Below are 11936 nucleotides of genomic sequence, written 5' to 3'. Positions count from 1 at the left end.
TATATAATTTATGCAAAATCTATCTCAAATCGAGATGAATGGGTAAGGTGGGGGTATTCATGGAGCTACGACAGATTCAATACTTTATCGAGGTTGCCAAACGGGAGCACTTCACCGAGGCCTCCCATCATTTGCACGTCGCTCAATCTGCCCTCAGTCGGCAAATCGCCAATCTGGAGGAGGAGCTCGGTGTGTCACTGTTCCTCCGCGAAGGTCGCAATATCAAGCTGACGGCAGTCGGAAAAATCTTTTTGCAGCACGTCGAAATGGCGATGAACGAAATCGAGAAAGCGAAAGAAAAGATCGAGGAGTTCCTTGACCCGTCTCGAGGTACGATTCGTGTTGGTTTTACAAGTAGCCTTGCCGCCAATCCCCTTCCGACGGTCATCTCCGGTTTTCGAGCGCGTTATCCGGACATCGGCTTTCAATTGAAGCAAGGCTCTTATCAAGGGCTGATCGACTCGGTCATCCATGGTGAAATCGACTTGGCTTTTCTTGGGCCTGTTCCCACTCATGAGAAAAATGTGCGCAGCTACATCTTCTTCGCTGAAAATATCGTCGCGTTGCTGCCCGCGAAGCACCCGCTGTCCAAACAATCAAGCTTGCGTCTCAGTCAGTTGCAGGAAGATACTTTTGTGTTGTTTCCACCCGGTTTCATCCTGCGCAATATCGCTGTCAATGCTTGCTCACAAATGGGCTTTTCTCCTAAAGTTGCTTTTGAAGGAGAAGATATCGATGCCATTAAAGGGTTGGTAGCGGCAGGCTTAGGCGTCACTTTGTTACCAGAGCTTACGTTAACGGATAACGTTCCTCGTGAGACAGTAAAAATCCCGATAAGTGAGCCATTGGTGACGCGAACAGTAGGCATTATCATCCCGAACAACCGTGAGCTTCCCCCCTCTGAAAAGCTTTTTTATCATTTTCTGAAAGAGTTTTTTGATGTGCTGAGTAAGTATAGTTAACGGAAAAAGTCCTGATGAACAAATGCATCAGGACTTTTGTGTATCTTCATTCAGTTACAGGAATTTTCCATTTGCTGGATCCACTGGCGCCTGGCCGCGTCGATCTCGGTATTTTAAAAAATAGTTGGCACCATGCCCCCGTCCATACGGATTGGTGAGCCTTTAAATGCGGTTGCATAAGGACTGGATACAAATGCTACCAGCCTGCCAATTTCAAAAGGCTTGATAAACCGCTGTAATTCGGATTGCGGCAGGTTTGCTGCCATAAATTGATTTTCTTTTTCCGAAAATGCCAGATCATCAGGAAACAAGCTATCAATGATTTGATAGACATTTTCGGAAAGCGTTGGTCCTGGCATGATTGTATTGGATGTAACTTCTGTTCCTCTCGTTCGTTTGGATAGGCTTTTTGACAGGGATAATAGCATCGATTTCGTCATGCAATACTGAGGCATTTGCCCTGAAGGCATAATCGCTTCTTCACTTGCGATAAAGATGATTCGTCCAAAATTGTTCTTCAACATGTTAGGCAAGTAAAATTTAGATAATCCATTCGCGGCAAGGACATTGGTTCGGAAGTATTTTTCCCATACTTCATCGTCAACGTCTTCATAGGACATGATTTCATAAATCCCCATATTGTTAACAAGAATATCAACATTGGGATATTTCTCAAATAAAGCTTCTCTTTGCTGTCGATCCACTATATCGGCCGTAGCATTCTGAGGTGAAGTAGCCGGGAATTCCGCCTTTAATTCATTTACGATTCGTTCTACCTCTTCATCATTCCGTCCATTTACAAGAACATTGGCGCCTTCTCTGGCAAGCTCAATGGCAATTGCTTTCCCAATCCCTTTCGTTGATCCCGTTACCAAAGCAGTTTTGTTCCGTAATCCCATATCCATAACACTTGTCTCCTTTGTAGTCATTCACGGAAAGCTGACTAGAAGTTCATCTTGGAACATCCTTGTGCTCCGGATAGAGATTATCGTACTTTGTCTGGATCGTTCGGTAACTAGCGTACGATGCCAATTTTCTTGCTGAACCCGCCAAATATGAAAACCGGGAAATTGGTAGCCCTGCTTGGAACGGGTTAGGTTAGAAATTCTATGACGGGTGGATTGACCCGAAAGTATTCGGAACGCCAGTTTGAAGGTGTATCGCCTTCCCAAAGGCGAAAGGCCCGGTAGAATGAGTTCTGATCTTCATATCCAAGTAAAAAAGCCACTTCTTTTATATCGAGCTTGGGGTCGGCCAAGTATTCTCGTGCCTGTTCATGCCGAGCCTGTGTCAACAGTTGCTTGAACGTTGTGCTTTCATCCGCAAGACGGCGTTGCAAGGTACGATCGCTCATGCCCAGCTCGCTGGCAACTGCTTGAATATCAAGGCGGCCTCCGGTTAGACTTCGCTTCAAGATCCACTTGACCTTCTCAGCAACAGAATGACTACCCTGTTCATCTAATGATCGGTCCAATACAGGTGTCAATATCTCCAACAATTCTTTGTTATACGAAAGAAAGGGTCGGTCCAGATCGCGTCGATGGAGGGTTAAACGGTTATCAGTGGCACCATTCCGTATCGGGCAACCGAAGTAAGCTTCAAGTGCAGTTACATCCCCCATCGCGTGAGAAAATTCCACGGACTGAGCAGTTAAACGCTTGCCCGTGCCCCGTCGTCCAAGTTCTAGAAGAAAGGCGAGCGTGGTTCCAATCAGGACTGGTGGTCCGGGCTGCTCGCTGTGCATCCATTCCAAGTCGATTGTACAGCGCTCTCCCTCCTCTGTTATACGCAATCTTTCCGGAGGGCACAGTTGTTTGTATCGGGCCATTCGATAAAGCGCGTCGCGATAGTCACGAGCATGGTAGGTCGCTAAAACAGTCGGTGGATAAAGTGCCGTTTCAAAACTGGTTGAAAGCTTGATGATTCCCGTAGCAATATCACCAACGAGATCGGAATACGCTTGCCAGATTCTGAAATATTGAGCGGTGGTGACTACGGCTGGTTCTGTAAGAATGGTGAGCGGAAGGCACGCTTTCCGAGCTAGGTCGTGTGGGGCAATCCCTAGTCGTTGTAATCCCGCCCAAAATCCCGCCGGGAATTTTATTCGGTCTGATTTCATTACGTTGGATCTCCTTTAATTGCTTACCGATTCGTTCCGCTTATCCCTAAGTATACATGAAGGTGATCGTACCCGTTATTTGACGCCTCCACATTTTGCGATTCAAATCTAGCGGTATGCGGAAAGTTTTACTATGATATGGGAATAGTGTCACATTTCAGTAAGAAAGGTGATGTTCTTATGCTAGATTTCGCAAGTCCTGTATGGGGTAAGCTACAAGGCCCTTATGGTTTTTCTGATCGAATCCCTGCGCTCATCCAGCATATAATGCACGACTATTTTTCCGACGAAAAAGAAGAGTTGTATTGGGAGCTTCTGTATCATCAAAATACGATTTATCCATGTACATATGCTGCTTTCCCCTATTTAGTAGAGATCGCACGAAAAACAGAGAGCCCCGCTATTTTGTTAGACATCTTCATAACCTGCGGCATTTTCGAAGCCAGTAGCAAAAATGCGCCTCTTGTGGATGTGCCAGCGGAGTTTTTACGCTATCAGCCACCATTATTGGATCAAGAGACCATCAGAGAGATCAATCGTGAATACCGACATGCCATTCTCTCGTTGACCGCGAAGACAGAATCCATCCTTCACCTAGCACGGACGGGAGAGCACGATGCAGACAAGCGCTACATACTAGCTGCGGACGCTGCGTTTCGTGGGGACAAAGACATTGCCAACATGCTTCTCACCTTTTCTGCGGGTGACGAATATGTAACGGTGTGTCCGACGTGTGATCAGTCTATCTATATATGGCCAGATGAGAACGAGGATGTCTTGTACGGTTACGAAGAAGACCCCGTTTTTCATGAGAAAGCGAACAGACTTTCAATCATCACCAAAAGACCGGACACGACAAACGACAGCGGACTTCAGAGATTATACCAAAATGCACTTGCGATTGAGGATAAAACGCTGCTTGCCCACCTTCCTTATCTTGCTGGTGAATTGAACTGCTGCTCATGTGACACCCCTATCCACGTTTGGACGGGACTTTTTTCATAAACAGCAAAAAGGCCTCAGCTAATGCCGTGGCCTTTTTGCTTTAAATTGCAGATACATCTGCCAAGGAACCTTTCGTTGCTTGTAACAAACCCTCTACTGCCATCTCGATCTGGACGCCAATGTTTCCACCACTGACAATGATCGTCTCTAACGATTGTGCTCGTTGATCGATCACCGTCGGAAACAATTTCTTCATCCCAACTGGCGAACATCCACCACGAATGTAGCCAGATACTTTCGTGATTTCTTTCACGGGAATCATCTCGATCTTCTTTTCGCCGACTGCTTTCGCCGCTTTTTTGAGATCAAGCTCAGCTTCAACGGGAATGACAAACACATAATACAATTTGCTCGTCCCTTGTGAAATCAATGTTTTATAGACAACGCTCTCTTCGCGACCGATCTTTTGGGCGACAGCGATTCCGTCTATTTTTCCATCATCCGTTGCATACGTTAGCATGGTGTATGCGATTTTTTCTTTATCCAATATCCGCATTGCATTCGTTTTTCCTTGCTTCACGCCATTCCACCTCCGCTACACGCTGGTCAACAAAATATAATCTATCTTAGGGGATGCCGTTCTACTTTTCAACCAAAAAACGACACTGACACAAGCATGTCAGCGGCGCCTCGTCTTATTGAATCGTTACTTCGTCAATCTCGATATGACCTGCTGGGCTAATCCATACCCCTTGTACATTCTTTTGAATCGCCGCCAAGGTCTCGGAGAATCGGAACGGAATAAGCGGTGCTTCGTTCATTTCGATTTGTTGTGCTTTTTCATAGAGTTGCTTCCGTTTTTCTGCGTCTGTTTCTCGGCGTCCTTCGTCAATCAGCTTGTCTACTTCCGGATTGTTGTAGAAGGAATGGTTACCAGGTGCGCCATGTGCTTTCGAGTGATATAGGTTCGATTGGTTGTAATCGGCATCGCCCGTAGCATTTCCCCATCCACTCATGAACAGGTCAGTCTCCCCTTTGGAAGCTGCATCGATATAAGCCCCGAATTCCATCACATCCAGTTGCAGGTCAATCCCGATTGGCTTGAGCTGTTGCTGCAAAACCTCGGCGACGCTAATCCGTGCTTTGTTATCATTCAACGCGATTTTTGCTTTGAAGCCGTTTGGATATCCAGCCTCTGCTAGCAATTGTTTCGCTTTCTCGACATCATACGGAATGTCTTTTACATTCGGGCTGTACCCAACCATCGCTGGTGTAATCGAGGAGTGAGCTGGTGTTCCCACATTGTTGTAAACACCTTCAATAATGGTTTTCTTGTCGATTGCGTGGGCAATGGCTTGGCGGACACGCACATCATCAAACGGCTTTTTCTTTGTATTCAATCCGATGTGATCGACAGAGAAACCAGGATAACGCCCCAATTGCATGGATGGGGAGTTTTGTACGCGATCGATGTCCGTCACAGGCAGGTTTTCTGCCACTTGAACTTCTCCTGTCTCAACCATGGCAAGGCGAGTTGTGTCTTCCGGTACGGTTTTGAAAACGACTTTATCCAAATTTGGTTTACCGCCATAGTAGCTATCGTTTCTCACAAGAACCACTTCTTGACCGGGCGTCCATTTTTCAAATTTGTACGGGCCTGTACCGGTTGGATGCTTGCTCAATTCTTTTCCGTATTGTTCAATGGCTTTCGGGCTGATAATGCTTCCCTCTGCACTCGCCAAAACAGACAAGACCGGTGCGTACGGGTAATTTAGAATAAATTGTACCGTGTACTCATCTACTACCTTCACTTCTTTGATAGCTTCAAACATATTAATCCGACTGGAGCCAACGGCAGGGTCTTGAACGCGAGCGATCGTTGCTTTAACCGCTTCCGCATTGAAAGGTGCGCCATCATGGAACGTCACTCCTTGACGTAGCTTGAACTCCCACGTCAAGTCATCGAGCTGCTTCCACTCACTAGCGAGGGATGGTACGTATTTGCTTTCTTTATCCATGCGGACAAGCCCTTCGTATACTTTGTGATGAATGATTGCTGCTGAAGGGATTTGGGACAGGAAATGCGGGTCGAGGTTGTTCGCATCGGACAGACGCGCGATGACGAGGGTTCCTCCTGTTTTGCCAGCTTCCGTAGTACCCCCTGCTTGTCCGGCGCTAGTCGCCGTATCCTGCCCTGACGAACACCCAGCCATAGCCGCAGATACCGCGATTATCATGGCGATCAGCGTGTGATAAAAGCTCTTCTTTTTCATCTGTGTTCCCCCAATTCTTGTTGCAAATGTTTTAGCATTCAAACATATTTTATTTTAGACAATATTCAGTTATTATATTTTCACTTTGTTTACCTTTATTTTCAGTTTCTTTACAACTTGATAAATAAACAAAAAAAAGAGAGACTCCTCAAGAATCTCTCTTTCTTCACTGGACTCTATTACAATGATCGCGTCAAAGGCTTTTTCATCATATTGATGTACTGCACCACATACAAATACTGCTGCGTTAGCAACTCCGCATCCGTTTTTACTTCCTGCAAATAGCGATTGCCCTCTACATGCAGGTCTTCGATCAATGAGCCGAGAAAGCTCATATCGTATTCGGTCGCGAGCTCTTGCAGTTTTTTCAGCTCTTGCAAATCTTGTCTGTCAAGTTTATGAATTCCTTTGAGCAACAAGCGTTCCTGCCAATCAGTCAGCTTTTCGGTAAAGGAATATAACTCCTCCATGATTTTACGTCCACTCCCTCACCGTTATAGGTCTAACTTAAAGCTCGTCAGCGATTTTCCCTGCATGATGCTGATCGGGTAAAGCCCATCTCCTAGTTCTTGCACAAGTAAATACACATCGCGCAACTCTAGCAGCCGTTTGTTTTGTTCGAGATGACGTATATTGCGGGCGAATTCGCCTTGATAAGAGATGCTCAATTGGAGAGAATGACTTTGCTCGTCTTCGATTGTCAGAATCAACTGCTGCGTCTTCTGATCAAAATCGACTTGGGTGAACTTGTTCGCTTTCAATAGAAAAACCGAGTCCAACGCAGTCTCAAACATATCGCCTGCCGCGTCCTTCCATCCATTTGACCAGTCGCAAACGAGCACCTTGCCGAGATCGAGCTCTTCGATATTGTCTCTGGGAACGATGGTTAGCTGCGTCTCTTCACTGGAAGACAAGCGCTGCTCCCGATTCGTCTTCGCCTGTGTCAGGATGACCTGTGAATGAGAGAGCTCCTCCATCGAGATCAACCCGCCCCAGGGTACCTTGCCTTTATAGCTGTCCTTAAAGGAAAAGGATATGCCTTCATAATACACGGGGCGCGCTTCTGTATACGTGTAGATGCGTTGATCAGAAAGCGAGTAAAAGTAATACGTAATCCCCTTGTACCCTGACCGCGTCTCCCATGGATTTGCTCCCAAAGCATACAGACTTAACTGCGGAACCATATGGTACTTACTTTTGAAGCTGCCGAGTAGCTGCTTTTTCGCTTCGGTGTGATCGGTCTTCTCTAGAGCGAGCAAGCTGAGATACACCCGGGAAAGTCGGTCGAGCAGCGCTTCCGTCGAAAACTTGACATGGCGCTGAAAAAATAAGTTCAACTCCCCATGAATGCCGCGAATGTCCTTTTCCACACGAGGAAGATTGCCGTTATGCGCAGCGATAGCAAGCAGCTCCAGTCGTGTACAAATCGTCTGGGATAGCTTTGCCAAGCCGATGCCAAGAATCTCTGCGATCAGGGCTTTGGCTTCCGTTACGACATCCGTTTCATAGCTGACATCGGTTACGGATGCTTGTAACTGCTCACGATCCTGCAGCTGGTGCATGGCCCGATAGCGCAAAATGACCTCCAGCTTGTGCAAGCAATTGCCTTTTGCCTTGCAGGTGCACATGCTCTTCCCGATCTCCGATTCACTGTCAAAAGATACGGAAATATCTTGGGTGTGCAATGTCATCGTTAAAAAGGATGTTTCAACGACTTCCATCTCCTCGAAATAGTCGAGGCGAAACAGCACTTCTTCCAACTGCGCTGGGGTAAAAGCCTTACTAATGTGAGACGGCTGCAATTGCAAGAGCCAGCTAAAGTCAGGCTTGTAGGTCTCCTGCTCTTCCTCGGTCTCTGCTCCTGCTTGCAAATGGTTTTGGGCATAGTAGACGATGGAGATGATGACATGCTTGCATATCTTGTCAGATGGACATGAGCAGGAAAAACGCTCAATATCTGCATGAAGTCGGCATACGCTGTCATCTGACAGCGCACACTCGACGTAATCGTCTCCGAACTCGTAGGAAACGGACATCCCTTTTTCCATTTCCTTGATGGAACGGTTGTAAATCCCTTTATTCGCGTATTTGATTAGATACTCTTCGTTGCACAGCGCGATAAACCGATGAAATTCTGATGTGAAATCTGCCATCGTTATTTTCCTGCTGCACGCATGACATCATAGACGGTTTCGCTGAAAATGCGTGTTGGAATATCCGTGAGCTTCAGCCGATCCACTGGTTTGAAGTAAAAATGCTTGTACTCGGCATCTTTATTCGGGAAGAAAGCCAATGTCTCCAGCTTCACATCCTCCATTCCTTCCCAATACGAAATGCTTGCCCCGCTGATCTTCAACTCAGCCACCATACCGTCATACAGCTTGTAGAACTCATAATAATAACCAGCATCGAGCGGCGTTCCTTTGACCCAGCCGAATTTCTCCATCATTTTCGCAAAAGCGGTTGGTGAATACGATTCAACAGGCAGACGGAGCATTTCATTTGCTTTTATTTCTTCTTCCGTAGGCAGGAACGCTTCACGACTTAACTGCTCGAACGGTTGCGTTATTTCGTAATCTTCTAGCTGCGTACGCCAGCCGTTTAACATCTCTTCGTCCAGCTCCAGTGGGTGAATCAAGCCAATGAGCTGCTCATCTGCCAACTCATATTCATCCTCATCCACGGTGTTAAATGTCCCATCATCCATATAGCGGAACGTATCTACGAGCTTTCCGTCCTCGTATACACCCCAGATGAGCCCGATTGCGAATTTTTGCATCAACACGTTCTCCACAAAGAGACGTTTCCATGCTGCCGTTGACCAATAACGCGATTTGGACAGGGACTCCTCCAGACGAAGAGATTGTACTTTCACCATATTTTTCAGGTCTTTTTTCAACTGAGCAAAAGTCAATCGCGCTTGTTCTGCCTTCTCCTGATCGTCTTTCGCGGACGGTGCAGGCAGATTTTTGACCGCTTTTCCCGTGCTGTCGTTCGTGACCTCCAGCTCTAGCTCGTTGCTAACTTTAACCGTGAAGGTGCGGTCGCCGTAGTCAAACACTTGCTTGCCGGACGCATCGAAGCCAAGCGTCGTGACCAGTCGGTCTTCCAGTTCCATCGCGGAAATGTTCTGATTCGCAGCCGCCATGGACAGCGCCTCTTCTGCTGCAGATTTGACTTGCCTGTTTTTGATCGTACGTTTAATCTGGTCGATTAGACGCAGAGCAGTCAAATCATTCGAGAACGACAGGGCACGCACGCCATCTGCAGCCAAAGCCCCGCGGGAGTGATCTGTCCACTCTTTGATCCACTGACCAATCGTATCGACAATACGTCGATCTCCAAAAGCAACGCAGAGCGGCATGACCCATTTTTCTTTGGCGACTGCTCCATTATCGAGCCAAGTGCGCAAAACTTCGGTGGTAAAGTCAGCAACAGATGCCCCTTGCAGAGACGGTTTCAAGTCAAGCACCAGCTGGTTTGGCGCAGCCGGGAAATCGATTGAGGCGGTTAGCATGTACTCCATGACTTCTTGCCCCAGCTCGTTGCCGTCTTGGTCGCGAAGGACTGGCATGCGCTCCAGTGGCATCCATTTGATCCTTGTGAGTTTTCGCTTGTCGGTCAGGTTGCCCAAATGAGTCAAGCTCGCATCTGGCCCCTGCTCCTCAGCGTCGATAAATGTTTGCAGCAGCGTTTTAAATTTGCTGCTTTTTTCATTTGTCAGTAGCTCCTGGAAAATCTCCTTGTTATTGTCCAGGGAGCGAATCGCATCCAGCGCCATTTCCTTGACCTTTGCTTTTTTCTCGGTTTGATAGACGTGCAAATAAAGCTCCTTGTCCTTGGCCTGAAGAAACGCTGCACCAGCGAGGCCGCTCACTTTCTTCGAGCTGTCACCCAACCCGAGCAGAATCGCTTGGTTGCGCAATTCCTCTGATAGCGTCTCCTTTGCCGCTAATAGAGTTTGCGTCACAAACACGCGAAGCTCCGTTTCCAGCTTGTCAAATTGAGCCAGAGTCATTTCCGGATTCGCTACGACCAACGAACGATACACCTCTTCTTTGACGTCTGTGTAATAATAGTGCGACTCCTTGATCGACAAAATCTGATAGAAAAGTGTCTGGATATCTACAGCTTCGTCCTTCCGGTAATGATCGATGAAGGCGGTCAATCGATCCTGGAACGCATGAGTGAAGCACATATGGCCTACTCTGCGATTGGACTTGTCTTTGTATTGGCACATGAACGGAATCAGACGTGCAATAAACGGATGATCCACAGGCAAGAAGCTCAGGAGGATCATCTGCTGTCTGACGAGTTGTACGTCCTCCAGATGCACATGCTCGAGCACATCCTCTAGGGCAGCTTTTTCATCCAAATAGCTTGCCAGTTTTGTGGAGCCCTTCGCACGTCGCAGCGCGTCCTGAATAATCCCTTCCAACGATGGCTGGAAATCGGAAAGATCCACGCCTTCTGCCGCCAGCGTTTTGTGTAAGAATCCCTTGACCATCGGGATCGAAGCAAGCTCAAGCGCTCGTCTTGATCTCGTTACGTCTTCCAACACAAGTTGCTTCACTTGTTCCCAATTGGTCGGCGGGGATAGCAAATGCTCGCGCAGGCCCAGCAGTAAATCGTAAGGCTCATCCATGTGCACGAGGTCAACCAGTCTCTTATCTTGGGACAGGATATCAAGCGGGCACACGCCGAAAAGGATTTGCAAAGTATCGTGCAGCTCCCGATCGATTTCCTCTTCCTTGTTCAGGAACGCACTGATCCCGCCTTTGACGTGAATGCGGTAATACAGCAAGCTGATGACCAGCTCCATATACCGATTCAAATGCTTCTGATTCAAAAGGGAGCCTTCCTTCACCTGCTCTTCTGGATAATACTTTTCTCGCAATGCAGCTTTTTTCTCTTTGACATACGAAGGGTACAACGACTCGTTGGTCAGTAAATTGTTGCTCGAAAACTGCATGGTCACGACTTCTTTGGCAATCGTATGCAGCTCTTTTATATATTCGCGCGTATCACCTGTAATCAGGTGATAATAGATCGGCATCAGCTTTTCTTTTGCTTCTTCCAATAAGCTCGGAGAAATCGAGTACGCATACGAAATGAATAGCAAAAATTCGGCCCGATCAAATGTCGAGGAGTAATCACGGCTGATACTTGCGCGATAATCCTCCGCAGCTTTTGACAAAAATTCGGCAAACAACGTATGACCGAAATGCTCGACCGTTTTTCTCATGGCCTCTAATGCTTTCTGATCTTTTGCTCGGATATCAGCATCACTGATGTCCTTCATCCCCTGAAGTTCGATCTGATCTAGGAAGCACTCATCCATCACATTTTTCTTCTCGTAAAAACGGTTGCTAGCCTTGTAGATCAGCACAGCTGCTCGATAGAAGGCCAGCTCCTCGCCGCGTTTTTTCAGCTTGTCAAATTCGGATCGAACCGTATAGCTGTAAAACCGCGGGTCCTCTGCGATTGCCGGGCATTCGTCTGTGTCACCTGCAACGTAATCAGCGATTTGATCGTACAAATGCTTGTTTCGATCACTTGCACTAATAAACTCCTCCACAAATTTCTTCGTAACCGGATTCAGATCTGTCTTTCGTAATACCATTCCTTACTCCTCCT

The 11936-nt window shown here is 47.1% G+C and carries 9 protein-coding genes; 2 read left to right on the top strand and 7 right to left on the bottom strand.

Features of this window, described 5'->3' with window-relative positions; genetic code table 11:
- Positions 1-59 precede the first annotated feature (59 nt).
- Positions 60-962 carry a LysR family transcriptional regulator gene (locus BBR47_RS13850; RefSeq protein ID WP_015891022.1) on the top strand — a complete coding sequence of 301 codons (903 nt, stop codon included), beginning with the start codon at positions 60-62 and terminating at the stop codon, positions 960-962.
- 113 nt (positions 963-1075) lie between these two features.
- Here BBR47_RS13850 and BBR47_RS13845 read toward each other — a convergent pair whose 3' ends face one another.
- Together BBR47_RS13845 and BBR47_RS13840 are read right to left on the bottom strand one after the other, a co-directional pair.
- Entirely contained in the window at positions 1076-1867 is a 792-nt protein-coding gene (locus BBR47_RS13845; protein WP_015891021.1) for an SDR family NAD(P)-dependent oxidoreductase, read from the bottom strand.
- Between the two features lie 188 nt (positions 1868-2055).
- Positions 2056-3081, bottom strand: coding sequence for a helix-turn-helix transcriptional regulator (locus tag BBR47_RS13840; RefSeq protein ID WP_015891020.1), 1026 nt, complete (start codon positions 3079-3081; stop codon positions 2056-2058).
- Positions 3082-3261: 180 nt separating this feature from the next.
- Between BBR47_RS13840 and BBR47_RS13835 the strand changes: the two genes are divergently transcribed.
- Entirely contained in the window at positions 3262-4086 is an 825-nt protein-coding gene (locus tag BBR47_RS13835) for a hypothetical protein (protein WP_015891019.1), read from the top strand.
- Positions 4087-4126: 40 nt separating this feature from the next.
- Here BBR47_RS13835 and ybaK read toward each other — a convergent pair whose 3' ends face one another.
- From ybaK to BBR47_RS13810, 5 genes are all read right to left on the bottom strand, one after another.
- Complete coding sequence (gene ybaK / locus BBR47_RS13830) at positions 4127-4606, bottom strand: Cys-tRNA(Pro) deacylase (protein WP_015891018.1); 480 nt, start codon at positions 4604-4606, stop codon at positions 4127-4129.
- A gap of 115 nt (positions 4607-4721) precedes the next feature.
- Positions 4722-6299, bottom strand: coding sequence for a glutathione ABC transporter substrate-binding protein (locus tag BBR47_RS13825; protein ID WP_015891017.1), 1578 nt, complete (start codon positions 6297-6299; stop codon positions 4722-4724).
- A gap of 179 nt (positions 6300-6478) precedes the next feature.
- The gene (locus BBR47_RS13820) at positions 6479-6769 is read right to left on the bottom strand and encodes a hypothetical protein (RefSeq protein ID WP_015891016.1); all 291 of its coding nucleotides are present in this window, start codon (positions 6767-6769) and stop codon (positions 6479-6481) included.
- A gap of 24 nt (positions 6770-6793) precedes the next feature.
- Complete coding sequence (locus tag BBR47_RS13815; RefSeq protein ID WP_015891015.1) at positions 6794-8452, bottom strand: hypothetical protein; 1659 nt, start codon at positions 8450-8452, stop codon at positions 6794-6796.
- Between the two features lie 2 nt (positions 8453-8454).
- Entirely contained in the window at positions 8455-11922 is a 3468-nt protein-coding gene (locus BBR47_RS13810) for a DUF4132 domain-containing protein (RefSeq protein WP_015891014.1), read from the bottom strand.
- Positions 11923-11936 lie beyond the last annotated feature (14 nt).

Origin of the sequence: Brevibacillus brevis NBRC 100599 (genome assembly GCF_000010165.1) — a bacterium.
GTDB classification, from domain to species: domain Bacteria; phylum Bacillota; class Bacilli; order Brevibacillales; family Brevibacillaceae; genus Brevibacillus; species Brevibacillus brevis_D.
Note: the sequence above shows the minus strand (reverse complement) of the source record. Positions and strands in the feature narration are given on the sequence as shown.